Origin of the sequence: Pueribacillus theae (genome assembly GCF_003097615.1) — a bacterium.
In the GTDB taxonomy this organism is placed as follows: Bacteria; Bacillota; Bacilli; order Bacillales; family UBA6769; genus Pueribacillus; species Pueribacillus theae.
Map to the genome: position 1 here is coordinate 15,758 of NZ_QCZG01000007.1, position 24,793 is coordinate 40,550.

Consider the following 24,793-nt stretch of genomic DNA (forward strand, 5'->3'; position numbering starts at 1 on the left):
AGCAAGCGTTCGAAAACAAGTTTTTTACAATATAAACAGGCTAACGATTTCGTTATCGTTAGCCTGTTTCAAAAACATATGGAGACGGTGGGACGTGCTGTTCCATGCTTTCGTCATGGCACTGACTATATCTTGAACCTGAAATATTTCAGGTCCTCCGGCGTCTTATGCGAACTATAAATTTGCTAAAGCAGAATTTCGCATCCTAGTACTACCAAATTTGGCAGCCTATAAGTCGATACACGGCTGTTGGATTGCTCCACATACCGCTCGGTATTGCCGTATTAAATTTAACGTTGTTAAATTTAGGTTAGGTTTCACCGATAAAGCCGGATTTTCACTTGTATGTTGCCATACAAGGCGACTATTTCCTAATCGAACCCACGTCCAAGGGCATCGCCACTTGCATATCTACGAGCGTAGTCAGCATATTCGTATTTCGCTAGCTATTCAGCCTGCTGACAGGCTTCCAAGCAGCTAGTCTGATTGGTCTCTTCCTTTGGCCTCAGACGGCGGCCTCCGGCGTAGCCCACTAAGAGTGAGTCCCTTACCCTACCACATGGGCGATGGAGGGAGGAACCGCTAAAGTGCTATTACGCAGCTAAAGCGAGGTTGTTGTTTTCTTTGCCAGTTATTATTGGCTTTGGAGCTATTAACGAGTTCTCCAACTCGGCTCGCAATACAAGCTCGACCTACCCCTGTCGAATCCTAAACGTCCCCCTGAAAAATGATAAGCGTCGAATTTCTTCGTCAGCTTCGTTCTTGCGGTACTCGCGTATCCTTCAAACATACGCTCCGTTCCTCAGAACTTCGCTTCCTCGAACTTCTCGCTTCTAATTTTTCATCCATGAAAAATGGATGAAGTGTTAGAGGTTGGATGTTAGAAAAAACATATAAACCTCAAACCACATTTAGAGTTGCAACGTTTATTATAACATGGCTTTCCATTGATTCCAAATGAAAAGTATGCTTCTGTTTACATTTTTTGCCTTTCCCTGAAGGCTCTTTCGATTTCGCGTTTAGCAGCTTTTTGTTTAAGGTCTTCACGCTTGTCGTATTTTTTCTTACCCTTACCAACACCGAGCAACACTTTTGCAAAACCGTTTTTAATGTAAATTTTCAGCGGAATGATCGAGTAGCCTTGTTCTTTTGTTTTGCCAATCAGCTTATCGATTTCTTTGCGGTGCAACAGCAGTTTTCGCGTTCTTAATGGATCGTGGTTGTAACGGTTGCCTTGTTCGTAATGGCTGATATGCATATTTAAAAGCACCATCTCACCGTTTTGAATTTTGGCGAAGGAATCTTTCAAGTTCACCCGCCTTGCGCGAATCGACTTAATTTCTGTACCTTGAAGCACAATGCCCGCTTCATACGTTTCTTCGATAAAATAATCGTGCCGCGCTTTTTTATTTTGCGCAATGACATTTCCTTCTCCTTTTGTCATAAGTTCCGCCTCCCCACAATCAACGCTGTTTACATATTATACCGAATTGGTCAAAGATAGTCAAGGGAAACCCTTCGGCACAGAGGGTTTCCCGTCAACGTTTTTTCTTCTTTTTCTTTTTTGCGACGTTATGATAAAAAGGCTTTTCGTTTGGCTTTTCTTTTTTCTTTCCCTTTGGCTTTGGCTTCGGCCTCCGCTGTCCGCCTTGAATAACTTTCGGCCGATCTTTCGCAGCAGATTTGCGGGTTTTTTTCATGCCAACGACTTCGAAATCAATGGAATGCTCTTCAACGTTCACATTTAAGACTCGAACACTAATTTCATCACCAATACGAAAAACGTTGCCTGTCCGCTCCCCAATCATTGCATAATGGCGTTCATCATAGCGGTAATAGTCGTCCGTTAAATAACTAACGTGGACAAGCCCTTCAATTGTATTCGGGAGCTCAACAAAGATGCCAAAGTTCGTGACGCCGCTAATAATCCCGTCAAATTCCTGACCGATTTTGTCTTCCATATACTGCGCTTTTTTCAAATCATCCGTTTCGCGTTCGGCATCGACAGCAAGCCGTTCGCGCTCGGAAGAATGCCGTGCAATTTCCGGCAGCTTTTCATTCCATTTTTCTTGTGTGTTCCCGTCCATTTTATTTTCAAATAAGTACGTTCGGATAAGGCGATGTACAACCAAGTCAGGATATCGGCGGATTGGCGATGTAAAATGTGTATAAAAATCGGTGGAAAGGCCGAAATGCCCAAGGCTCTTCGGATCGTATTTCGCCTGCTTCATCGAACGCAGCATGACCGTACTAATGACAGCTTCTTCCGGTTCATCCTTCACCTCTTCAAGCAATTGCTGAAGCGCTCTAGGGTGGATGTCATTTGCGCTTCCTTTGACGACATAGCCGAAGTTCGTAATGAATTCAAAGAACTTAGCCAGCTTTTCCTCGTTCGGTTCTTCATGAATTCTGTATAGAAAAGGGATATTCAGCCAATGAAAATGCTCGGCAATCGTTTCGTTTGCAGCAAGCATAAATTCTTCGATCAGCCGTTCGGCAACGGAGCGCTCACGGATCACGACATCAACCGGATTGCTGTCTTCGTCTACAATAACTTTTGCTTCATTGAAGTCAAAGTCAATCGCGCCTCGCTTCATTCGTTTGTTGCGCAGAATTTCCGCCAGTTCTCCCATCTCTTCAAAAAACGGCACGAGCGGTTCATACTTTTTCAATACAGCATCGTCTTCTTTTTCCAAGATTTTCCGCACGTTCGTATACGTCATCCGCTCTGTCGTTCTGATGACACTTGGAAAAATATCATGTTTTACAACGGCGCCGTCCGGCGTAATTTCCATTTCGCATGAAATCGCCAGCCGGTCTACTTGTGGATTCAAGCTGCAAATGCCATTTGACAGCCGGTGCGGAATCATCGGGATGACACGATCAACAAGGTAGACACTCGTCCCGCGTTCATAAGCTTCTTTATCAATCGGAGATCCTTCTGTTACATAATGAGAGACGTCCGCGATATGGACACCGAGCAAATAGTTTCCGTTGTCAAGCTTCTTGACATGGACAGCGTCATCCAAATCTTTCGCATCTTCACCGTCAATGGTCACGATCGTTTCGAATCGCAGATCGCGCCGCCCTTTCAGATCGTTTTCACTAATTTCATCCGGTGTCCGATTTGCCTGCTCAATGGCTTCTTCAGGAAATTGCCGCGCCAGGCCATACTTGTAAATAATTGAAAGAATGTCGATGCCGGGGTCATTTTTATGCCCAAGAATGTCAACAACTTCCCCTTCGGCGCTCATTCTGCCTTCAGGGTATTTCGTCAGCTTGACGACAACTTTATGGCCATCTACCGCCCCGTTTGAAGCTTCCTTTGGTATGAAAATGTCATTCGGAATCCGTTTGTCATCTGCAATAACGAAACCGAAATGCTTGCTGTCAGTGTATGTACCGACAACCTCTTGAATACCCCGTTCAACAATGCGTATAACGACGCCTTCAGGCCTTGTTCCGGATGATTTTTGGTTCAAGCGAACGATAACCGTATCTGAATTCATCGCTCCATTTAAATCGGACTGGGTAACATACACATCAGGCAATCCGTCTTCTTCTGGTATGATGAAGGCAAATCCTTTTGCGTTTCCTTGCACCTTCCCCTTCAGTAAGTTCATTCGCTCTGGAACGCCATAGCGATTGCTTCTCGTTCTTACAATCAATCCGTTATCTTCTAAGTAATTCAGTGTCTTGACAAAATCTTTGAATTCACTTGAATCGCTTAAGCCAAACGCTTCTTCTAGTTCCCCTACTGTAAGCGGCTTGTATGCTTCTTCACGCATAAATGCCAGGATTTGATCAGCTTTCTCTTTATTCAATCTTTCACCCTCCTTTTTTCTATGTTTAACTAATTTAAAGCTATGTAAACGATCGGAATAAAGATTTGATGCATAAGTGCTACTTGCTTTGCCAATCAAGGCCTTCTAAAAACGCATAAACATCCTCTTGAAGCTGTTCCTTTTCTTTCCCAAGCGTAATGACATGGCCAGACTCTTCATACCATTTGATTGTTTTATTTTCAGAGCCGACACCGTTGTAGATTTCATCTGCGCTTTCCGTATTAATCACTTGGTCTAGGCGTCCTTGGGCAACAAAAACCGGAACAGAAATTTTCTTCAATCCGTCCCTTACTTCCAAATTAAGCTCCTGCAACTGCTTCAGCGTTGCCATTGGCGTTTTGCGAAAGGCTTCCATTTCTTCTTCAACTTGCTCTTTCGGTTTTCCTTCAAGCTCTTTATATTCCTTCGCATAGCGGACAACCCCTTCAAACATCAATTCCTCGCTCTTAAATGTTGTTGGGGAACACATTGTAAAAAGTCCCTTTACGTTTTCAGTGTAACCCAATTTCAGTGAAAAAACTCCGCCAAGCGAAAGGCCGCCGACAGCAATTTCTTCATACCCCTGATCTTTCAAAAATTGATAGCCTTCCATCACGTCCTGCCACCAGTCTTCAGGCCCTGTTTTCACAAGTTCTTCAGGCGGAACGCCGTGCCCTTTATAAAGCGGTGCATGGCATGTATACCCCCGTTTTTGCAAATAGCGGCCAAGCATCCGGACGTCTGCTGTATTTCCGGTAAACCCGTGCAAAAGCAGCACGGCGCGCTCTCCTGCTTCAAATGTAAATGGCTTTGGCGGAATAATTCTCATATGGATCTCCTCCTCGTATACTCCTAATCGTACTTTTCCCCAAATTCATATTAAAAAACAGCAGGGAAAAACCTGCTGCTAAACAAAAGTCTATAAAAGTAACGTTGAACTGGTTTGTCATGTAAACCCCGAAACTTTTTGAATAACATTTTACACTAAATAAGCTACGGCTATCGCCAAAAGGAAAAACAAAACAGAAAGAACCACTGTAATCCGAACCAATAGCGCATCAATACCGCGCGCTTTTTGTTTGCCAAAGAGCTGTTCCGCTCCGCCGGAAATGGCACCAGACAGGCCAGCGCTTCTTCCTTGCTGCAAAAGGATGACTCCAATTAAGCAAATCGCTACGATAACAAGCAAGACCAAAGCAACAGTATGCATCGTATTTCCTCCCATTCATACGAGACTCTTACTAATGAATGTATCAAAAAGAGAAGCCTCTGTACAGAGGCTTGCTTACTTTAAATTATAGAAAGCGTTTGTTCCTGGATATTGAGCAACAGATGCAAGCTCATCTTCGATTCTGAGCAATTGGTTGTATTTTGCGACCCGGTCGGTTCTTGACGGTGCACCTGTTTTAATTTGGCCGGCATTTGCCGCAACTGCAATATCCGCAATCGTGCTGTCTTCCGTTTCACCTGAACGATGCGAGATGACAGCAGTATAGCCTGCACGTTTCGCCATTTCAATGGCATCAAACGTTTCTGTTAACGTACCGATTTGGTTTACTTTAATTAAAATGGAGTTGCCGATCCCTTTTTCAATGCCTTCAGACAGCTTTTCTGTATTTGTAACGAACAAGTCGTCTCCAACGAGCTGGACTTTGCCGCCAAGGCGGTCAGTTAATTTCTTCCAGCCTTCCCAATCATTTTCATCAAGTCCGTCTTCAATGGATACGATTGGATATTTTGAAATGAGTTCTTCATAGAAATCGATCATTTCATCGGATGTTTTCACTAAACCTTCGCCGGCAAGATGATATTTTCCGTCTTTATACATTTCCGATGACGCAACATCCATCGCAAGCTTTACTTCTTCTCCTGCCTTGTATCCCGCTTTTTCAATGGCATCCATAATCGTTTGGAGGGCTTCTTCATTCGAAGCTAAATTCGGCGCAAAACCGCCTTCATCACCGACCGCGGTGTTGTACCCCTTGCCTTTCAGTACAGCTTTCAGCGAATGGAAAATTTCTACGCCGCAGCGCAGCGCTTCAGCGAACGTCTCCGCTCCGACAGGCATAATCATAAATTCTTGAATATCAACGTTATTATCGGCGTGCTCGCCGCCATTTAAAATATTCATCATTGGGACAGGAAGCTGCTTTGCGTTAAAGCCGCCCAAATAAACATAAAGCGGAAGCCCAAGGTAATCTGCCGCCGCTCTCGCAACAGCCATCGAAACGCCCAAAATCGCATTTGCTCCAAGCTTTTCTTTATTGTTTGTGCCATCAAGTTCGAGCAGCGCTTCATCAACGCCAAGCTGATCCAATGCATCATAACCAATGATTGCCGGAGCGATTAGCTTGTTTACATTGTCGACTGCTTTTAAAACACCTTTTCCTAAATAACGATTTTTGTCGCCGTCGCGAAGTTCCACTGCTTCATATTCACCTGTGGAAGCACCGCTCGGAACTAGCGCTCTTCCGACTGCGCCCGATTCCAGCACAACTTCAACTTCAACTGTCGGGTTTCCACGGGAATCAAGTACTTCGCGGCCGTACACATCAGCAATGATAGACATTCGAAACACTCCTTGTTCATCTCTTATTTTATTAACGATTTTCCTGTCATTTCTTTCGGCTGATCTTTGTTCAAAAGGTGCAAGAGGGTTGGAGAAAGATCAGCAAGGATGCCGTCATTCCTTAATTCTACTCCTTTTTTCGTCACAATAACAGGCACAGGATTCGTTGTGTGGGCAGTCATTGGTTTGCCTTCAAGCGTTACCACTTCGTCTGCATTCCCGTGATCAGCCGTGATAATCGCGGAGCCGCCCTTTTGAATAATGAGATCCACAATTTTTCCTAAACACTCATCAACTGCTTCCACCGCACGGATTGTCGGTTTAAGCATTCCTGAATGGCCGACCATATCCGGATTGGCAAAATTTAAAATAATGAGGTCATATTTATCCGCATTGATTTCCGCAAGGAGTGCATCGGTCACTTCATACGCACTCATTTCAGGCTTCAAATCATACGTTGCCACTTTCGGTGAATCAATCAAAATCCGATCCTCGCCAGGGAATTCCTCTTCTTGTCCACCGCTGAAAAAGAACGTAACATGCGGGTATTTCTCCGTTTCCGCAATGCGAAGCTGCGTTAATCCTAACTTGGAAACCGTTTCGCCTAACGTATTGTCCAAACTAATCGGCGGAAAAGCAACTTCTCCGTTTACTGTATCGCTAAAGTGTGTCATACATACATAATGGAGGTTTCTTGGGAACCCCTTCCCAAGATTAAATCCGTTAAATTCATCGTTTGTAAAAACTTGTGAAAGCTGAATCGCCCGATCCGGCCTGAAGTTTACAAAAATAATGGCATCATTGTCTTTAATCGTTGCCGTTGGGCTGCCATTTGCATCGGTAATGACGGAAGGGATGACAAATTCATCAGTAATTCCTTCATCATATGACAGCTCCACCGCCTGTTTGGGATCGGTATAGGCAGGCCCCTCACCGTAAACCATTGCACGATACGTTTTCTCGACTCGTTCCCATCTTTTATCGCGATCCATCGCATAATAACGTCCCGACAGTGTAGCAATCTTGCCAACACTGGTTTCGGCCATTTTCTTTTCGAGTTCTTCGATGTAGCCTAACGCTGATTTAGGGGGAACGTCGCGTCCATCTAAAAATGCATGGACATAAACATTTTCAACGCCATTTTTCGCTGCCATGCCAAGCAAAGCGTAAATGTGCTGATTATGGCTATGGATGCCGCCGTCCGATAACAAGGCAAAAAGGTGCAGGTTTGTCCCAGATGCTTTCACGTGATCCATCGCGCCTAAAAGTGCTTGGTTTTCAAAAAACTCCCCATCACGGATCGCCATATTGATTCTTGTCAAGCTTTGATAAACGATGCGTCCGGCACCGATGTTCATATGGCCGACTTCAGAGTTTCCCATTTGCCCTTCGGGAAGCCCGACCGCTTCGCCGCAAGCGGTTAACGCGGCATGCGGGTATTCATTCCAATATTTGTCGAAGTTTGGCTTTTTCGCCTGTTTGACCGCGTTGCCTTGTTGCTCGTCTCTTAGCGCAAAACCGTCAAGAATAATAAGTGCTACAGGTTGTTTAGACACGTTTCACCGCTCCTAACAAATTTAAAAATGATTCGGGATCAAGGCTCGCCCCTCCAACAAGCGCCCCGTCAATATGCGGCATGGCCAAGATCGAGTCGATATTCTTTTCATTCACACTGCCGCCGTATTGAATGCGGATGCTGTTCGCCGTTGTTTCTGAATAAAGCTCGCTTAGCACGTTCCGAATCGTTTCACACACGTTGTCCGCGTCTTCAGGTGTGGCGCTCTCGCCTGTTCCAATTGCCCAAATCGGCTCATATGCGACAACGATACGGCTCGCTTCCTCTTCACCTAAACCATGGAATGCTTTTTCAATTTCACTGCGCACAACGGCTGTCGTTTGGCCGCCTTTTCTCACTTCAATAGACTCTCCGACACAAACAATCGGATGGAGGCTATGGCGTATGGCCGCCTTTACTTTTTTATTTACGGTTTCGTCTGTTTCCCCAAACATCGCACGGCGTTCGGAATGCCCGATAATGACGTATTCAACGCCGAGTGCGTTCAATTGGCTTGGACTGATTTCACCGGTATAAGCGCCCTCTTTTTCCCAATGCATTGTCTGCGCGCCAATTTTCAAATCGGTGCCTGCCGCTTCTTTGACAAGGCTGTCTAATGCAATCGCGGGCACACAGATGACAGAGTCAATCGCTTCAGCAGAAGGAATCCGCTCTTTTACTTCTTCAGCGAAACGCTTTGCTTCATCAACGGTTTTGTACATTTTCCAGTTGCCGGCAATAATTGGTTTCCGCACGTTCTTCACCTTCTTTTTGATTCTAAGTGAAATGAAATCGGCACGTTCGCCGATTTCTCTTTCCGTTGTTATTTATCATCGAGCGCTTTCACACCGGGAAGTTCCTTTCCTTCCATAAATTCAAGCGAAGCGCCACCGCCTGTTGAAATATGATCGACAGCGTCCGTATAACCGAACTTTTCAATCGCCGCGGCTGAATCGCCGCCGCCGATAATCGTATATGTATCTTTTGCATCTTTGAACGCTTCAGCGACCGCTTTTGAACCTTCTGCAAAGGCATCCATTTCAAAAACACCCATCGGTCCGTTCCATACGGCAAGCTTTGAGTGAAGGATAACTTCTCTGTACTTCGCGCTCGTTTTAGGGCCAATATCGAGCGCTTGCCAGCCGTCCGGAATTTCATCAATCGAGACCGCTTTCGTATTTGCGTCATTTGCAAAACGATCCGCTACGATGACATCTTCAGGCATATAGAAGTTCACTTGTTTATTCTCCGCTTTTTCAAGCAAGTTGGCCGCGAGCGAAATTTTATCTTCTTCAAACAGTGAATCGCCAATATTCAACCCGCGTGCTTTCAGAAACGTATTGGCTAATCCACCCCCGATAATTAAATTGTCTACAATATCCAGCAAATGATCGATGACATTAATTTTGTCTTTTACTTTTGCCCCGCCGATAATGGCAGTAAACGGACGATCCGGATTCGTGAGCGCCTTGCTGAGCGCTTCAATTTCTTTTTCCATTAAAAATCCGGCAACGGCTGGCAAGCGTTCTGCAACGCCTGCTGTTGATGCATGGGCACGGTGGGCAACACCGAACGCATCATTTACATAGAGATCAGCCATCTCGGCAAAATGTTTTGAAAGCGCTGGATCGTTCGCTTCTTCCCCTGGCTCAAAGCGGACGTTTTCAAGCATTAACATGTCGCCTTCAGCGAGCTTCTTAATCGCTTCCGTTACTTCGCTTCCATAAACAGCATCAGTCTTTGCCACCTTTTTTCCGATTAACTCAGATACCCTTTTTGCGACAGGATCAAGCCGCAATTCTTCAACAACTTTTCCTTTTGGCCTTCCAAGGTGGCTTGCCAGGATAACTTTCGCTCCCTTGCTGCATAAATATTCAATCGTAGGCAATGAGGCTGTAATTCTCGTATTATCGGCTACTTCACCGTTTTCCATCGGCACATTGAAGTCCACCCGACAAAAAACGATTTTCCCTTTCCAATCTATATCATGAAGTGTTTTCTTATTCAAAAACAAAGTACCCCCCTATCCAGTTGCACTGCTTCTTATTATACGTTTATTAAATTCGATTTCGCAACTATGAAATTCGACGAAAAACGAAACAAAAAAAGAGAAAAATCGGCATTTTCCTCTTTTTATTCAGTCCTATTTTTATCATGGATAATTTTTCGAAGCGCGCCCGTTATTTCTGTTTCTGTCACAATCCCTTCCGCGATCACTTGGCCGGATACTTCGATGACCGGAATTCGGATTTGGTAGGTTTCGAGCAAGCTGTCATCTGTATAAATATCAATTTTGTTTATCGTATATGAAAAATCGTCCTGTAATGTTCGCAGAATTTGTTCCGCTTCGTCGCACAACGGACAATTTTCTTTTGTATAAAAATAGACTTGCATTTCTTCCACTATTCATGTTCCTTTCTCGTTGAAGCCCTATTGGAACCGCTTTCTTTTTGATGAAGATGGAATATTCATTTCTTCCCGATATTTGGCAACGGTTCGCCGCGATATTTTAATCCCCTCTCCTTTTAATAAATCAACAATTTTCTGATCAGAGAGTGGTTTATATTTATCTTCACCATCAATTAACGTTTGCATCACATGCTTTACGGCTCTGGATGAAGCTCCTTCTCCATCGGCGGACTCGACTTTTGATGTAAAGAAATCTTTCAATTCATAAATCCCTTTCGGGGTTTGGATCACTTTATGTTTCACCGCACGGCTTACCGTTGATTCGTGGACATCAATTTCATCGGCAATTTCTTTCAGCGTCATCGGCTTCAGGTGAAGCACCCCTTTTTCAAGAAATTCCTTTTGATGTTTGACGATGGCTTCTGACAGCCGAAGCAATGTCATCCTCCGCTGCTCGATGCTTCGGATGAGCCACATCACTCTGCTGTATTTTTCATTCATGTATTGCTCTGCTTCCGTTTTCCCTGCTTGTGAAAGCATATATTGATACTGGCGGTTAAGATGGATCGTTGGAAGCATATAATCATTTAATGTAACGAGATACTCACCTTCAACTTTTTCAACTGTAATGTCGGGAAATAAGTATCTTGGCTTTCCTTCTCCGAGCGCCGCCCCTGGTTTTGGATTGAGTGAAAGAACGAGATCTGCGGAGGCTTGCACTTCTTTTAAAGAAACATTATATTTGGCAGCAATGTCATTCCATTTCTTTTCAGCTAACAGCTCAAGATCGTTTTCAACGATTTTTTCGGTAAGGAATGAGCGCTCTTCTAACTCTTCAAGCTGCCAAAGCAGACATTCCTGGAGCGAACGTGCTCCGATACCGATTGGTTCAAACAGTTGGAAATATTTAAAAGCCTTGTAAACGTCCTCTTCGCTTTTTCCAAGAAAACGAGCCGCTTCCTCAAGTGAAATCACTAAATAGCCAGCTTCATTGATATTTTCTATTAAAAAGGCAAGAATCTTTCGCTCACTTTCAGGAAACGACAAATCTCTTAATTGTTCCAATAAAACGGATTGGATGTTCTCCTCTTTCACATGAACATAATCGATCGGGCTATCTTGTTCCTCATCGCTTTGGGAAGGTGAATATTCGCGGCTGTATGTTGTACTTCGAAATCCGTCTTCTTGCCAATTTTTATTTTCTTTTAGCTCAATCAACGGATTTTCGAGCGCTTCTTCTTTTAAAAAATCTGTCAATTCAACGGCGGAATATTGCAAAATCGCAATTGCTTGACGAAGTTCAGTCGTCATGATTAATTTTGTCGTTTGTTTTTGAAATAATCCTAACTCCATCGTCAACCCCCCTTTCTCTTATTCTACTATAAAGAGAAGCTTTAAGTTAGTGGGGATTTTCTTCATCCCCACTAATTTAATAGCACTCACAGAGTATAACTCTCGCTAACTCACTTCGTTCGCAGTCTCGGTAAACGAGACTTTTCAGGGAATTGGCGTAATAAATGTTTCTTTTAAGCGCTTACTTTTTTAAAAAAGCTGGTTATGCGATGTAATGAAAAAGCGACGCATTCAGCTTCAATGAACTGGATACATCGCCTTTGAATTTTTCTTTTTGTTTATCAAAAGTTTTACTCTTTTAGTTCCTCTTCGGCTAAATAGGGATGAAGTTTTTTCGGATTGGTTACTCTATCTTCCGTAATATGGACTTGGCATGATCGGTTATTTTTGATGAACTTAAAAACCCCGTTATTGAAATCCGTACCGACTTCTTTATAGAAAATCCCTTCATAATGAACGTCTTTTGAATACGTGAAGCAAAGCCGATATCCTTTATCATCCTTAACTAAATAACCACGCACTCCTTTCTCAAAGTACGCGTCATCTTCACCTTTTATTCTACGGTCGATTGATACAATATGGATATCAACAAATGTTATTTCCCGCAAGAGTACATTAATAAAGGAACCTTTTGTAATTTCTTCCCATCTGCTTTGTGCGGTCTGGCCAATAATAATTTGTGTAATATTATATTGGTGGGCAACTTCTGCAATGACCTTGGCCGTTGGACGCCTTGCATTATCACGGAGGATAAACTCCTCCACGTCCAATTCCTCCGCAAGCTCCTTCCAACGCTCAATGTATCCTGATTTCTCCGCATCAAATTCATCGTATGGAAGGGGATCAACTGTTAAAATATACAAAGGGCAATCCAACATGCTTGCCATTTTGTGACCGCGTTTAATTAATCGCTCACCATTTGGCCCATAATACACACAAACGAGAATTCTCTCATCCATACGGCCCTTTGCTTTTTTCATGGAGATCTTCACCTCTTTAAACCATAATTTATAAAAGGGGGGTCTCTTAAAATGCAATGAATGTGCTTTTAGTATATAATTTAACATGGAAATTATTTCAGCCGCTTATTTCCGCTTAAATTCCCTTTTAATTTTCCATTATCCCGCTAGTCATGAGTAACGTCAAGCTTTAATGGAGGTTTGGTTTTGTCTATTTTACATATTGCAATTATTATCCCTTTTTTAGCTGCATTATTTATACCTCTCTTAAATAAAAAAAAATCAAACTTACATATAGGTTGGTTTGTTTTGATCGTCTCGGCAACATTGTTTATTATCTTTGCCCGCTATATTCCTTCTGTTGCAAGCGGCGAGTATTATTTGTACACCTTTGAATGGATTCCATCATATGGCATCAGCTTTACGACCTATTTAGACGGGTTAAGTATGATTTTCAGCCTTCTTATTACAGGTATTGGGAGCATGGTCATACTTTACTCCATCTTCTATTTATCTGCAAGTGAATCTTTGCAGCATTTTTATATTTATTTGCTTTTATTCATGGGAGCGATGCTCGGCGTTGTTCTCTCCGATAATTTGATGGTTCTTTATGTGTTTTGGGAATTAACAAGCATTTCCTCTTTTCTGTTAATTGCTTTTTGGTATTACAGAAAAGGATCAAGATACGGCGCCCAAAAGTCTCTGCTCATTACGGTGAGCGGCGGCGTTGCGATGCTTACCGGCTTCATCATGATTTATGTTATGACAAATACGTTTAGCATAAGAGAAATCCTATCGGCAATAAATCAATATACGGATCACCAACTGTTTATACCGGCAATGATTTTAGTGCTTTTTGGCGCCTTCACAAAATCAGCGCAGTTTCCATTCCATATTTGGCTCCCTGACGCGATGGAAGCACCGACACCCGTCAGTGCTTACCTGCATTCGGCCACAATGGTAAAAGCCGGCATCTACTTAGTTGCCCGTTTAACACCAATATTTGGCAGCGATCAAGCTTGGTTTTGGATTGTAAGCGTCATCGGCCTCATGACATTATTTTGGGGCTCTTTCACTGCGATTCGCCAACCGGATCTTAAAGCCCTCCTTGCCTTTTCAACCGTCAGCCAGCTTGGACTTATTATGAGTTTGTTCGGAATTGGGTCCGCAGCCCTTCACTATGGCTACAGCACAGAGTCAGTCATTTATACGCAAGCGACGTTTGCCGCGCTCTTTCATCTTGTTAACCATGCAACGTTTAAGGGAACACTTTTTATGGTTGTCGGCATCATCGACCATGAACTCGGTACAAGGGACATCCGCAGGCTTGGTGGTTTGATGGCGTTAATGCCAGTCACGTTTTCAGTTGCCGTCATTGGTAGTTTTTCAATGGCCGGCCTCCCGCCATTCAACGGTTTTCTAAGTAAAGAAATGTTCTTCACCGCGGTACTAAACGCAAGCGAATTCGATATTTTCTCGGTTGGGGCTTGGGCAAAACTCTTTCCGATTATCGCCTGGATCGCGAGTGTTTTTACCTTCGTGTATTGTATGATTATCGTTTTCCGTACGTTCCTTGGGCCTTATCAATTAGAAAAAATTGAACGTCCGGCGCATGAAGCTCCTGTTGGTTTGTTACTCTCACCAGTAATTCTTGCAGTTTTTATCATTGGAATTTTTTTCTTTCCGAACATGTTGGGAGAGTATTTGCTTCAGCCAGCCATGGCAAGTATTTTCCATACATTTGCTGAATCAGAGGAGCTTACCCCAAAAATTACAGCTTGGCACGGCTTTAATGCGGAATTATGGATGACAATTGGAGTCATCGCTGCCGGCGCCTTTTTGTATAAATTTTTGCGGTATTGGAAAGGAATCTATTCGCTATTCCCGGCAAAACTATCGTTCAACTCTCTATACAACGGAATGCTTATGCAGGCTGAAAAACAATCTTCCTCTATAACGAATTTCTATATGACAGGGTTCCTTCGAGACTATTTACTTTATATTTTTCTTTTCTTTTTGCTGGCATTTGGAGGCGGATTTCTCGTAACTGGCGCATTTTCATTCGACATATCTGACAATGCTCCGATCAATGTGTATGAACGGATCTTTGTTTTTGTTATGATGGCTGCCGGCATCGCCATCCCGTTTGCAAAATCCCGTTTAACATCGATTTTATTGAATGGTGTGTTAGGATATTCGATCGCTATGTTCTTTGTTTTATTCCGTGCCCCAGACCTTGCACTCACTCAACTCGTTGTTGAGTCTGTCACTACCGCTCTGTTCCTGCTTTGCTTTTATTATTTGCCGGAATGGAAAAAAGAGCCATCCAATCCGAAATTTAAAATTCCAAACGCTGTTGTAGCTGTTCTGGTCGGTGTTGTTTACACCCTCGTGGCACTTTCTGTCCAAAGCAACAAGCTGTTTAACACCATTTCATATTACTTTGAAAATGCATACGAACTTTCGGGCGGAAAAAACATTGTCAATGCCATTTTAGGCGACTTCCGGGCGTTTGATACGATGTTAGAAGTGATTGTACTCGTCATTGCCGGAATTAGCGTATATACCTTGATTAAGCTAAAAAGGGAAAAGGAGGGGCAGAATATTGAAGATCAATGATGTTATTTTACAAACGGTTTCAAGGGTCGTCGTTTTCATCATTTTGACAATGGGAGTGTATTTATTCCTGTCAGGACACCACAAACCAGGAGGCGGGTTCATCGGCGGCCTTGTTCTTGCTTCTGCCCTTGTGCTCCTTTATCTCGCCTTTGACATTGAAACTGTCCATAAAGGCTTGCCAGTTGACTTCAAGCTGATTGCGGCTTTCGGAGCCCTGCTGGCCGTGGGAACTGGCCTTGGCTCTTTTCTTTTCAATGTGCCCTTTTTAAGCCAGACAATTGCTTATGTAAACCTCCCCTTCTTTGGAAGAACAGAGCTGTCTACGGTTCTCCTTTTTGAGGCAGGGGTTGCTCTTGCGGTTGTTGGTGTTGTCATAACGATTATTTTAAGTATTAGCGAGGATGATTAATCCATGGAAACATTAATTACCATCCTATCCGGTGTCTTAGTAACGGTTGCGGTTTATTTACTTCTGTCTAAAAAAATCATTCAAGTCATATTGGGAACAGCGATCCTTTCTCATGCGGTTCACCTGCTTTTGCTGACAATGGGGGGATTGAAAATTGGAAGCGCCCCGATCTTAGGGGAAAAAACGGAAACATATACTGATGCACTCCCGCAAGCTCTTATTTTAACTGCTATCGTCATCAGCTTTGCTGTAACAGCGTTTATTCTCGTTCTCGCTTACCGCACTTACCAGACAACAAAAACGGACAATCTTGAGGTGCTAAGGGGATCAGATGATGAATAATATCCTTATACTGCCAATGGCCATTCCGATTCTGACAGGGATTATTCTTATGTTCCTCCGGCCATATCTTCGATTACAACGATGGCTTAGTTTATTAAGTGTATCCGTAACAGCTGGGATAAGTCTCTACATTTTAAACCTTATTCAAAGAGAAGGAATCCTGCGTCTCGATTTTGGCGGGTGGCTGCCGCCTTATGGCATTTTATTTGTTGCTGATTCGTTCTCCGTTTTACTCGTGTTGACGGCAAGCATTGTAGCAATGGTGTGTCTTTTTTATGCTTTTTTTTCAATTGGAAAAGCACATGAAAAAATGTTTTTTTATCCATTTGTCCACCTTCTCTTGGCTGGAGTCAACGGTTCATTTTTAACAGGCGATCTTTTCAACCTTTTCGTTTGTTTTGAAGTGATGTTATTAGCTTCTTATGCCTTGATTTCTCTTGGAGGGACAAAAATCCAACTAAAGGAATCGATTAAATATGTTGTGATTAATGTACTATCTTCTTCGTTTTTCCTTATTGCCGTTGCGTATTTATACGGCGCGGTTGGGACGCTGAATTTAGCTCATTTGTCTGAACGAATTGCTGAAGCGGGACAAAACCCTCTTTTGACCACAATTAGCATTTTGTTTTTAATTGTTTTTAGTTTGAAAGCCGGACTGCTGCTTTATTTTTGGCTGCCAGGGTCTTATAGTGCACCGCCAACAGCGGTGGCTGCTCTATTTGGTGCGCTTTTAACGAAAGTCGGTATTTATGCATTCTTCCGGATCTTTACTCTGCTCTTTTACCATGAGCCATCAATTACGCATACATTGATTGGCATGATGGCCGGCTTGACGCTCATTGGCGGCAGTATAGGTGCAATCGCCTATAATGATATCCGCTACATCGTTTCATATAATGTCGTCATTGCTATTGGCTTTATCCTGGTAGGACTTGCGGTAGCAACGCCGGCTTCTATGGAAGGAGCGATCTATTATTTAATTCACGACATGATTGTTAAGGCGTTGCTGTTCTTGCTTGCCGGAACAATGATTTCTCTTACAGGCACTGCCAAGATCGACAGTGAACGAATGAGCGGCCTCATCCGAAATTATCCGTTGTTAGGTTGGCTTTTTTTCATTGTCATTCTGTCACTTACCGGCATCCCGCCACTTAGTGGTTTCATAGGGAAAGTTTTAGTTGGACAAGGCGCGGTTGAAGCTGGATCGTATATTCTGCTTGGCCTTGCTTTCTTATCCAGTATTTTTGTTCTCTATTCGCTTCTTCGCATCTTTATAAATTGCTTTTGGGGTGAAACGATTCTAAGCAAAGAAGATGAAGTGCCTTTAAGAAAAAGCTGGATGATCCCTTGTGTTATACTCTCTGCGGCTACATTCGGAATCGGTATTGGTGCGGAAGCACTCTCGCCGTATATACATGATGCGGCAAACATTTTGATGAACCCTGACCTTTATATCGATGCGGTATTAAATGAATAAACATGTTGGATTTTTTGCGTTAGACTGGAAGAGGTGAAAAATTACGTGTCATTCCAATTTTTACTGAACTTATTTATCGCATTTCTTTGGATGCTATTAATCGATGAAGATGAGCTTCGTTTTTCAACTTTCTTTGTAGGCTTTCTTGTCGGCACTGTCATTGTATTTTTTATGCGTAGATTTTTTCCCCAACAATTTTACCTTCGCCGCTTATTTTTGGTTTTTAAACTAATTGCCATTTTTATATCTGAGCTGTTTCAATCAAGCGTATTCGTTCTTAAACATATTTTAAGTCCAAAGCTTAACCTTAAGCCCGGTATTTTCACATATGAAACAGAATTGAAAAGTGATTGGGAAGTGACAACACTTGCCTTGCTCTTAACCTTGACACCAGGATCGGTCGTTATGGAAGTAACCCCTGAAGGGAATGTATTCTACATTCATGCAATGGATTTAGAAAGCTCGCGAGATTTTCTAGTGAGATCCTTAAAAAAATTTGAAAAGGCGATCATGGAGGTGACTCGCTAATGATCACGATTATGCTGACGACTTCATTGTCCTTATTTGCCTTATCGATTGCTATCGCGCTTTATCGTATTATTCGTGGACCGTCTATGCCAGACCGGGCTGTTGGATTGGATATGATAGCAGTTAATCTTGTTTCGGGGATAGCCGTTTTTTCCATCTTGCTTCAAACGAAAGTTTTTCTTGATGTCATCCTCATCTTGGGCATCTTGGCTTGGATCGGGACGATTGCCTTCACAAAATTTATCGAGAGGGGGAGCATCGTTGAATATAAGCGCGATCGATGAATTTGTTGCTGCCTTTATCATTTTAGTTGGCAGTATGATGAGTTTTTTAAGTGCGGTTGGTATTATCAGATTCCCTGACGTATATACCCGAGCTCACGCTGCAACAAAAAGCTCAACGCTAGCCGTTCTTCTGACGCTATCAGGGGTATTCCTTTATTTTTGGCTAAATGAATCCCTCATAAGTGTTCGCCTTCTTCTCGGGATTATTTTTGTTTTCATCACTGCACCCGTCTCAGGCCATCTCATTTTGCGGGCGGCTTATCGGTCAAACGTTAAGTTAACAGAAACAACATCTGAAGACGAATTAAAAAGTGCATTAGAAAATAAAAATAATGACGAATGATTAAACAAAGTTGGTTAGAATTGTCATTGCAAAAAGATTGTTTTTTTCGTATAATGGTGAATGCAGCATTTGCGCTCGTAGCTCAGTTGGATAGAGCGGTGGTTTCCGGTACCACGTCTGCCGCGGGTTCGAATCCTGCCGAGCGCGTACACAAATTCATTCCTCTAAAAAAGCAGGTGAACGCTTCACCTGCTTTTTTTGGGTTTAAAACACTTTTTTTCGGGAAAGATGGAATGCGTAAACATATTTTAGCGAAACTTTTTATTTGACCTATATTGACCTTTTCGTTATGATGAAAATACATACTTAATTATTATGAGAATGCTAGTAAAAAATGAAGGAGGAACACAAAATGAATTTAATACCTACAGTTATTGAACAAACAAGCCGCGGCGAACGTGCCTATGATATCTATTCACGGCTATTGAAGGACCGCATTATTATGCTTGGAAGCGCCATTGATGATAATGTCTCTAACTCCATCGTTGCCCAATTGCTCTTTTTGGCTGCTGAAGATCCTGACAAAGACATTTCTCTTTATATTAACAGCCCCGGCGGTTCCATTACAGCGGGGATGGCGATTTACGACACGATGCAGCACATTAAACCAGATGTATCGACGATTTGCATCGGAATGGCGGCATCCATGGGTTCCTTCTTGTTAATGGCTGGCGCAAAAGGCAAGCGTTTTGCGCTTCCAAACAGTGAAGTTATGATTCACCAGCCTCTCGGCGGAACACAAGGCCAGGCAGCCGATATTGAAATCCATGCAAAACGCATCATTAAAATGCGGGAAAAATTAAATAAAATTTATGCGGAAAGAACAGGCCAATCGCTTGAAGTGATTGAGCGCGATACAGACCGCGACAAGTTCTTGTCAGCCGAAGAAGCAAAAGAATACGGCTTAATCGATGAAGTGCTGTATGACACAAAAGAAGTAAAACCTAAATAAAAGGAACAAAAGGTTTTAATAGCAGTCTTTTGAGTTTGGATATCTAAACGAAGAGAAAACTGGAGCGGTCAACATTGTTTAACTCTTAATCGCTCGGAAGACCTCGAAGTATCTTTCCTTGCCAAACTTAAATCAACTGTGTTTAAAATTCTTTGTTGAACGCATATCGCAAGACAATTGAAAAACTCGCCATTTCGGCGAGTTTTTTTATTCTTCCATGTGAAGCTCATAATTTGGCGCAACCAACACTTCAACCCTGCGGTTTTTTGCGCGTTCTTTCGGATTGTCATTGGAAGCAATGGGTTGATACTCCCCAAAGCCTTTGGCGCTTAAATAGGCAGGATCGAGCCCTTTATTTTCAAGCAATACTTCCATAAAATTGATGGAGCGCATCACACTCAAATGCCAATTTGAACTATATTGGGCATTATGAATTGGAACATTATCCGTATGTCCGCTAATCGTCACATGCCTTGGAGGATCAGATACAAGGAAGTTTGAAATCTCCACTCCAAGTCGGTGTGCCCCTTCTTTTACTTCCGCACTTCCGGATTCAAACAGGGCGTCATCTAAAATTGTAATTTTAAGCCCTTCCCCTGACAGCTTTGTCTCCAGTGATTTCGTTAACTTCTTTTCTTCGATATAAGCGTCAATCTCTGTTTGAAGCTCAATTAAATCTTTTAATTCAGCGACCGATTCCGTCTCCGATCGTTCATCATGTCCTGCCTTCTCGTCTTCCGTTGTCCTATTGTCGCTTAAAGCGACAATCGGCTCATTGGGGCTAGGAAATTCCATAATGCCTGAACCGGAACTGAAGACACTGTTCAGCGAACGTGCAAGATCTCTAAACTTTATCGCATCGAGCGAGCTCATCGCAAATAAAACGATAAATAGCGCCAAAAGCAGAGTCAGCATATCTGAATACGGAAGTAGCCACGACTCATTCATTCCTTCAGATTCTTTACGATGCCGCTTCCTGTTTCTCGCCATTCGTTACCCCTTCTCTAAGCAAGCTTGCACTTTCTGACAGCGGAAGATAGCTTGCTAATTTTTCCTGAATCGCCCTCGGTGACTGTCCGTTTTGAATGGACAAAATCCCTTCAATCATAATCTCACGTACACGAACCTCTTCCCGTGATTTTCGCCTTAACTTATTGGCAAAGGGGTGCCAAAGAACATACCCTGAAAAAATTCCTAACAATGTCGCTACAAAAGCGGCGGCAATTGCTTCTCCGAGAATATCAAAGTTTGCAATATTTCCAAGTGCCGCAATCAAACCGATGACAGCACCCAAGACACCAAGTGTCGGGGCATATGTCCCGGCTTGGGAAAAGATTTGCGCACCGACTTCATGCCTTTCTTCCAACGCAGCGAGCTGTTCATTCATCACATCACGTATAAATTCCGGGGATTGGCCATCAATGACAAGCTTCATCCCATTTTTCAAAAATTGATCGTCAACTTCCTCAATATGCGCCTCTAAATAAAGAATGCCCTCTTTCCGTGCAAGGCTTGCCCATTCTGCAAAAAGCGGAATGAGTTCTTTCATTTGCGGGACTTGCTGTTCACGAAACAATATCCCAAACAACTTTGGTATTCGCTTTAATTCTTTTGCCGGAAAGCCAATTGCTACAGATGCAATTGTACCTACAAAAATGATGATCAACGCAGCAGGATTTAAAATAACTGCTGGGCTTACTCCTTTTAAATACATGCCGATAAAAACTGCGCAAACACCTAAAATAATTCCAATGAAAGACGATTTATCCATATGAACTCTCCTGACGTGCAATTATCTCTCCTTGAGGGAACCTTACGATCCATCCACTTCTATTATCGGTACATTTTTCTCTTTCTTTAGCCTTAAGATAAAGAAAAAAGGCGAACTCCATTCAGAGCCGCCGTTTGATTTAAAGCGTTTCTTTCGTTATAAATGTTTCCAGCGCATGAAGCGCCTCTTCCTCGTCATTTCCTTCCACTGTTAAAACAACTTCCGTACCTGTTCCAAGCGCTAAACTCATAATGCCCATAATACTTTTTGCGTTTACCTTTTTCCCATCCTTTGTTAAAAAAATATCACTGTGAAAACGGTTTGCTTCCTGTACGAATAGCGCCGCAGGCCTTGCCTGCAACCCTGATTTTAGTTTGATGATGACTGTTTTTTCCTTCATGCTATAACCTCCTTGTCTATTCCTTTCTTTGCTATTCACTTGACATCTATTTTCTCACCTCTGCGAATTTTGTCTGCGATTTCGTCAATTTTCCTGAGGCGGTGGTTGATGCCCGATTTACTAATCTTTTTACTCTGGACGACTTCTCCGAGTTCTTTCAGTGTCAAATCTTGGTGTTTCATACGCAGTTCTGCAATTTCCCGCAATTTATCAGGCAAAATATCCAGCCCAACTTCCTGCTCAATGTAACGAATGTTTTCAACTTGCCGAATGGCTGCTCCGACCGTTTTGTTTAAATTTGCTGTATCGCAATTTACGAGCCTGTTCACCGAGTTTCGCATATCTTTTACAATTCGTATGTCCTCAAAAAAAAGCAACGCACGATGGGCGCCGATTAAATTTAGAAAATCTGTAATTTTTTCAGCTTCCTTTAAATATACGATATAGCCTTTTTTCCGTTCAAGTGTTTTTGCATTTAAGTGAAATTCATTAATCAACTCACATAAGGAGAGCGTATGATCCTGATACATCGAAGCAATCTCAAGATGATATGACGCTTCAGGATGGTTCACCGACCCCCCAGCAAGAAAAGCACCACGTAAATATGCCCGCTTGCAGCAGTCCTTTTGAATAAGGCTTTTGTTAATTTGCCTTGTCATTGTGAAACTATCTCCCACGATATTCAGCTTTTCGAGCAATTCACGCGGTTTTTGTTTCACTCTTACGATATAGACATTATTTTTCTTTAATTGCATTTTTTTCCGAACAAGCAGCTCCACGTGATAACCGAAAGTACTTTTAATTAACGTATAGATTCTTCTCGCAATCGCAGCGTTTTCTGTTGAAACGTCAAGGATAAACTGGCGATTGCTTACCGATAGGGAACCATTCATCCGTATAAGTGCGGCAAGTTCAGCTTGTGCACAGCAATTTTTTGGGTCGAGCTGCGTCAATTCCTTTTTCGTTTCTGAAGCAAATGACACAACGTTCCCCCCTCTCAATCGATCAATGAAAGCAAAATTTCGGTCACTTTCTTCGTGTCGTGACGAATTAATTGCTGTTCATAATGTGCGATTCTATCACTTATTATATCAAAACCGAAAGATTTCAGTCTTTCTTCATCACATTCAACCGGTTTTGCTCCTTCAAGCGCATATAATTCTTGAATCTCTTTTGGTATTTTATCATTGTTTACGATGATTGTATCAACGAGTTTTGTACCGACATGGTTGATCAAAGCTTGTACATGGTCGCTTGCTTTAAAATCATCCGTTTCGCCTACTTGTGTCATGACATTGCATATATAGACCTTTTTTGCTTTTGATTTTTTAATCGCCTCTACAATACCTGGAACAAGCAAATTCGGCAAAATACTCGTAAACAAGCTGCCTGGCCCCAATACGATAAGATCTGATTCATCAATGGCTTGCAATGTTTCATTTAGGGGGGTGATTTTGTCAGGTGTCAAATAGACACGCTCGATCTTCTTTTTTGACAAAGGGATTTTTGATTCCCCGGTTACGATTGTTCCATCTGTCATTTTTGCATGGAGGACGATGCTTTGATTAGCTGCGGGAAGCACTTTCCCTTTTACATTCAACACACGGCTAAAATCAGTGATCGCTTTAAAAAAGTCACCTGTAATGTCCGTCATTGCCGCAATAATTAAATTGCCAAGCGAATGGCCGGATAATCCGTTGCCGTTTTTAAACCGGTGCTGCATAAGCGCAGCAAGCAAAGGTTCTGCTTCTGAAAGCGCGATGAGCACATTTCTGACGTCTCCCGGAGGAGGAATGTCAAGCTCATCACGCAGCCGGCCGGAGCTTCCGCCATCATCAGCAACCGTCACAACTGCTGTAATGTCAAGCGGTGATTGTTTCAGTCCCCTAAGCAAAACAGAAAGACCAGTCCCCCCTCCCAAGACGACGACTCTCCGCTTTTCTTCTTTTTTCATTTTTTTTATACGATTCCTTTCTCTATGTCACGATGGGTAATTCGCGTTTGATATTCTTTAGCGAACGCTTTCCCGATGTATTCCGCGAGAGCAACTGAACGGTGTTTTCCTCCCGTACAGCCAATGCCGACGACAAGCTGGCTTTTTCCTTCTCGCTTGTAATGAGGCAAGAGAAAAACGAGCAAATCAATAATTTTATCGACAAATTCTTTTGTTTCAGGCCATCTCATCACATAGGACGAAACGTCTTCTTCTAAACCAGTTTTTGGCCTTAGCGTGTCTATGTAGTGCGGGTTTGGCAGAAACCGTATATCAAACACTAAATCCGCATCGATCGGAATGCCATGTTTGAATCCAAATGACATGACATTCAGCGTAAAATTATGTTCAGTCTGCTCCAAAAAGTAGTTTGTAATTTTTTCACGCAGCTCAAGCGGCTTCAATTGTGAAGTGTCTATAATAAGGTTTGCATGCCCTTTCAATTCCTCAAGCATGCTGCGTTCCTTTTTGATGCCGTTAAGCGGGGCTTGGCTTGGGGCAAGTGGATGTGAGCGCCGTGCTTCCTTATAGCGGCGGACAAGTGTCGTATCATTCGCTTCCAAAAAGAGAATTTGCGGATTAATTCGTTTGTATTTGCCTAGCTCAACAATCGCATCAACGAGCGAATCAAAAAAGTCACGCCCTCTTAAGTCCATGACTAACGCAATTTTATTCATCTCGCCGCGGGAATCTTCAACGAGTTCAATGAACTTCATCATAAGTGCGGGAGGCAAATTATCGACACAAAAATAACCCATGTCTTCAAAGCTGCGCATGGCAACTGATTTTCCCGCCCCACTCATTCCTGTAATAATGACAACGTGTATATCTTGCTTTTCCTCCACGTATCCACACCCTTTAATAACACTCATTCATTCTACTATTAAATTATACTAAAATTGCTCAACAATGCATAATTTTATTCATCATAAAGAAAAGACACGGATATACATCCGTGCCAAAAAACTATATAAATTAAAGGGGGTCAATTATTCTATTTAATTAT

The 24,793-nt window shown here is 42.6% G+C and carries 25 protein-coding genes, 1 tRNA gene and 1 other RNA gene; 9 read left to right on the forward strand and 18 right to left on the reverse strand.

Going from position 1 to position 24,793, the window contains the following annotated elements:
* Positions 1 to 372: 372 nt before the first annotated feature.
* From ssrA to DCC39_RS04960, 12 genes are all read right to left on the reverse strand, one after another.
* Positions 373 to 712, reverse strand: a transfer-messenger RNA (tmRNA) gene (gene ssrA, locus DCC39_RS04905).
* 264 nt (positions 713 to 976) lie between these two features.
* A complete protein-coding gene (gene smpB / locus DCC39_RS04910; RefSeq protein ID WP_116553772.1) occupies positions 977 to 1,444 on the reverse strand; it encodes an SsrA-binding protein SmpB in 468 nt (155 codons plus the stop codon).
* Between the two features lie 94 nt (positions 1,445 to 1,538).
* A complete protein-coding gene (gene rnr, locus DCC39_RS04915; protein ID WP_407071837.1) occupies positions 1,539 to 3,788 on the reverse strand; it encodes a ribonuclease R in 2,250 nt (749 codons plus the stop codon).
* Between the two features lie 115 nt (positions 3,789 to 3,903).
* On the reverse strand, positions 3,904 to 4,653 hold the full coding sequence (locus tag DCC39_RS04920; RefSeq protein WP_116553774.1) for an alpha/beta hydrolase: 750 nt from the start codon (positions 4,651 to 4,653) through the stop codon (positions 3,904 to 3,906).
* A gap of 150 nt (positions 4,654 to 4,803) precedes the next feature.
* Complete coding sequence (secG, locus tag DCC39_RS04925) at positions 4,804 to 5,034, reverse strand: preprotein translocase subunit SecG (RefSeq protein ID WP_116553775.1); 231 nt, start codon at positions 5,032 to 5,034, stop codon at positions 4,804 to 4,806.
* Between the two features lie 75 nt (positions 5,035 to 5,109).
* The gene (eno, locus tag DCC39_RS04930; protein ID WP_116553776.1) at positions 5,110 to 6,393 is read right to left on the reverse strand and encodes a phosphopyruvate hydratase; all 1,284 of its coding nucleotides are present in this window, start codon (positions 6,391 to 6,393) and stop codon (positions 5,110 to 5,112) included.
* A 23-nt stretch (positions 6,394 to 6,416) separates the two neighbouring features.
* Entirely contained in the window at positions 6,417 to 7,949 is a 1,533-nt protein-coding gene (gene gpmI, locus DCC39_RS04935; RefSeq protein WP_116553777.1) for a 2,3-bisphosphoglycerate-independent phosphoglycerate mutase, read from the reverse strand.
* Positions 7,942 to 8,703 carry a triose-phosphate isomerase gene (tpiA, locus tag DCC39_RS04940; protein WP_116553778.1) on the reverse strand — a complete coding sequence of 254 codons (762 nt, stop codon included), beginning with the start codon at positions 8,701 to 8,703 and terminating at the stop codon, positions 7,942 to 7,944. Before tpiA ends, gpmI begins: the two co-directional genes overlap by 8 nt.
* Positions 8,704 to 8,771: 68 nt before the next feature.
* Positions 8,772 to 9,956, reverse strand: coding sequence for a phosphoglycerate kinase (locus tag DCC39_RS04945; RefSeq protein ID WP_116553854.1), 1,185 nt, complete (start codon positions 9,954 to 9,956; stop codon positions 8,772 to 8,774).
* A gap of 125 nt (positions 9,957 to 10,081) precedes the next feature.
* Positions 10,082 to 10,342, reverse strand: coding sequence for a glutaredoxin family protein (locus DCC39_RS04950; RefSeq protein WP_116553855.1), 261 nt, complete (start codon positions 10,340 to 10,342; stop codon positions 10,082 to 10,084).
* Positions 10,343 to 10,378: 36 nt separating this feature from the next.
* Complete coding sequence (rpoN, locus tag DCC39_RS04955; RefSeq protein WP_116553779.1) at positions 10,379 to 11,710, reverse strand: RNA polymerase factor sigma-54; 1,332 nt, start codon at positions 11,708 to 11,710, stop codon at positions 10,379 to 10,381.
* Between the two features lie 290 nt (positions 11,711 to 12,000).
* The gene (locus tag DCC39_RS04960) at positions 12,001 to 12,690 is read right to left on the reverse strand and encodes a universal stress protein (RefSeq protein WP_116553780.1); all 690 of its coding nucleotides are present in this window, start codon (positions 12,688 to 12,690) and stop codon (positions 12,001 to 12,003) included.
* 186 nt (positions 12,691 to 12,876) lie between these two features.
* Here DCC39_RS04960 and DCC39_RS04965 point away from each other — a divergent pair, with 186 nt between their 5' ends.
* The 9 genes from DCC39_RS04965 (at position 12,877) to clpP (ending at position 19,623) form a co-directional block, all read left to right on the forward strand.
* Positions 12,877 to 15,288: a Na+/H+ antiporter subunit A gene (locus DCC39_RS04965; protein WP_116553781.1), complete on the forward strand. Its 2,412-nt coding sequence runs from the start codon at positions 12,877 to 12,879 to the stop codon at positions 15,286 to 15,288.
* On the forward strand, positions 15,275 to 15,697 hold the full coding sequence (locus DCC39_RS04970) for a Na(+)/H(+) antiporter subunit B (protein WP_116553782.1): 423 nt from the start codon (positions 15,275 to 15,277) through the stop codon (positions 15,695 to 15,697). The genes DCC39_RS04965 and DCC39_RS04970 overlap by 14 nt, the downstream gene beginning before the upstream one ends.
* A gap of 3 nt (positions 15,698 to 15,700) precedes the next feature.
* The gene (locus tag DCC39_RS04975) at positions 15,701 to 16,039 is read left to right on the forward strand and encodes a Na(+)/H(+) antiporter subunit C (RefSeq protein ID WP_116553783.1); all 339 of its coding nucleotides are present in this window, start codon (positions 15,701 to 15,703) and stop codon (positions 16,037 to 16,039) included.
* Positions 16,032 to 17,516, forward strand: a complete 1,485-nt coding sequence (locus DCC39_RS04980; protein WP_116553784.1) for a Na+/H+ antiporter subunit D — start codon at positions 16,032 to 16,034, stop codon at positions 17,514 to 17,516. The genes DCC39_RS04975 and DCC39_RS04980 overlap by 8 nt, the downstream gene beginning before the upstream one ends.
* 45 nt (positions 17,517 to 17,561) lie before the next feature.
* Positions 17,562 to 18,044 (forward strand): Na+/H+ antiporter subunit E, encoded by a 483-nt coding sequence (locus DCC39_RS04985; RefSeq protein WP_116553785.1) that lies wholly within the window; start codon positions 17,562 to 17,564, stop codon positions 18,042 to 18,044.
* Positions 18,044 to 18,328, forward strand: a complete 285-nt coding sequence (locus DCC39_RS04990) for a Na(+)/H(+) antiporter subunit F1 (protein ID WP_116553786.1) — start codon at positions 18,044 to 18,046, stop codon at positions 18,326 to 18,328. Before DCC39_RS04985 ends, DCC39_RS04990 begins: the two co-directional genes overlap by 1 nt.
* Positions 18,306 to 18,671, forward strand: coding sequence for a Na+/H+ antiporter subunit G (locus DCC39_RS04995; RefSeq protein WP_116553787.1), 366 nt, complete (start codon positions 18,306 to 18,308; stop codon positions 18,669 to 18,671). The genes DCC39_RS04990 and DCC39_RS04995 overlap by 23 nt, the downstream gene beginning before the upstream one ends.
* A 71-nt stretch (positions 18,672 to 18,742) precedes the next feature.
* A tRNA-Arg gene (locus DCC39_RS05000) sits at positions 18,743 to 18,818 on the forward strand.
* A 187-nt stretch (positions 18,819 to 19,005) separates the two neighbouring features.
* Positions 19,006 to 19,623 (forward strand): ATP-dependent Clp endopeptidase proteolytic subunit ClpP, encoded by a 618-nt coding sequence (gene clpP, locus DCC39_RS05005; protein WP_276309885.1) that lies wholly within the window; start codon positions 19,006 to 19,008, stop codon positions 19,621 to 19,623.
* A 207-nt stretch (positions 19,624 to 19,830) separates the two neighbouring features.
* Here clpP and motB read toward each other — a convergent pair whose 3' ends face one another.
* The 6 genes from motB to rapZ form a co-directional block, all read right to left on the reverse strand.
* Positions 19,831 to 20,613 (reverse strand): flagellar motor protein MotB, encoded by a 783-nt coding sequence (motB, locus tag DCC39_RS05010; protein WP_116553789.1) that lies wholly within the window; start codon positions 20,611 to 20,613, stop codon positions 19,831 to 19,833.
* The gene (gene motA, locus DCC39_RS05015; protein WP_116553790.1) at positions 20,585 to 21,394 is read right to left on the reverse strand and encodes a flagellar motor stator protein MotA; all 810 of its coding nucleotides are present in this window, start codon (positions 21,392 to 21,394) and stop codon (positions 20,585 to 20,587) included. Before motA ends, motB begins: the two co-directional genes overlap by 29 nt.
* Before the next feature lie 139 nt (positions 21,395 to 21,533).
* On the reverse strand, positions 21,534 to 21,794 hold the full coding sequence (locus tag DCC39_RS05020; protein ID WP_116553791.1) for an HPr family phosphocarrier protein: 261 nt from the start codon (positions 21,792 to 21,794) through the stop codon (positions 21,534 to 21,536).
* 35 nt (positions 21,795 to 21,829) lie between these two features.
* Complete coding sequence (gene whiA, locus DCC39_RS05025; RefSeq protein WP_116553792.1) at positions 21,830 to 22,777, reverse strand: DNA-binding protein WhiA; 948 nt, start codon at positions 22,775 to 22,777, stop codon at positions 21,830 to 21,832.
* A 14-nt stretch (positions 22,778 to 22,791) separates the two neighbouring features.
* Positions 22,792 to 23,748 carry a gluconeogenesis factor YvcK family protein gene (locus DCC39_RS05030; RefSeq protein ID WP_116553793.1) on the reverse strand — a complete coding sequence of 319 codons (957 nt, stop codon included), beginning with the start codon at positions 23,746 to 23,748 and terminating at the stop codon, positions 22,792 to 22,794.
* 5 nt (positions 23,749 to 23,753) lie between these two features.
* On the reverse strand, positions 23,754 to 24,632 hold the full coding sequence (rapZ, locus tag DCC39_RS05035; protein WP_276309886.1) for an RNase adapter RapZ: 879 nt from the start codon (positions 24,630 to 24,632) through the stop codon (positions 23,754 to 23,756).
* Positions 24,633 to 24,793 lie beyond the last annotated feature (161 nt).